Here is a 1,074-nt window from a genome sequence, read left to right as displayed (position 1 = left end):
GGGGGAATCGTCGCTGCAACTCGTCCAGCGGGACGACGGCTGGGCGTTTGCCGGGCCGGGTTCGGTGGGGTTCGAGTTGGTGAACGAGTACTTGTCGTATCTGGCTGATCGGAACTACTCGCCGAGGACGGTCCGGGCCTACGGGTTCGACCTGCTCGCGTTCTGCCGCTGGTTGTCGGTTGAGAACGTCGAGTTGGCTGCGGTAACGACGGATGTGCTGCTGCGGTTTCTGCGTGCGTGTCGCGAGGCGCGGATACCTGGGCGGCCCGGTCCGAACGTGGTGAGACTCGATGGTGGCCGCATGGACAAGTACGCGGCGACGACGATCAATCGTCGGCTGGCCGCCATCTCAGGGTTGTTCGGGTTCCGTGCCATGCGCGATCCGACGCTGGCGAACCCGGTGCCGAAGGGCCGCGATGCCCGTCGACCTGTTGTTGGAGAACGCAACGGCCTGTTGGCGCACACCGTTCGGCGGTCGAAGAGCCGTTCGGGGATACGCCTGCGTGAACCGCGCCGCCTACCGCGGCCGTTGTCTCAGCCGCAAGCGACCGAGTTGCTGGCCAGCTTCCAGACGTGGCGGGACCGGGCGATCGCCGGGCTGATGCTGTATTGCGGGCTACGATCGTGCGAGGTCCTCGCCCTGAACGTCGCCGACGTCGACATCGGTGGACGTTGGCTGCAGGTGCTCGGCAAGGGCAACCGGGAACGCCGGGTGCCGCTGGATGGCGACGTCGCCTCGGTGATCCAGGTCTACCTGCTGGCCGAACGCCCGGAAACGAGCAGTGCCAACGTGTTCATCGTGGCCAAGGGCCCGAACCGTGGACAGCCGCTGACAGCGGCCGGACTACGCACGATCTTCCGCTACCACCGCGGCATCTCCGGAATCGGTGCCGGACATCCGCACGCGTTGCGGCACACGTTCGGGACCGCCCTTGCCGAGGCCGGGGTCGATCTGGCGGTGATGCAGGCATTGCTCGGGCACGCTCACGTCGACACCAGCGCCCGTTACATCCATCTCGCCCCTGCTCACGTGAAAGCCGAGTTCGACGCCGCTCGTGAGCGCATCCGTGCCCG

The 1,074-nt window shown here is 66.9% G+C and carries 1 protein-coding gene; it reads left to right on the top strand.

The features are described from left to right. On the top strand, positions 1-1,074 hold a 1,074-nt coding region (locus tag ACGFI8_RS48065), incomplete at both ends, for a tyrosine-type recombinase/integrase (protein WP_392815850.1).

This window comes from Dactylosporangium sp. NPDC048998, from assembly GCF_043197855.1.
GTDB lineage: Bacteria > Actinomycetota > Actinomycetes > Mycobacteriales > Micromonosporaceae > Dactylosporangium.
The sequence above is the reverse complement of the archived record's forward strand: the minus strand, read 5'-3'. Positions and strand labels throughout refer to the sequence as shown.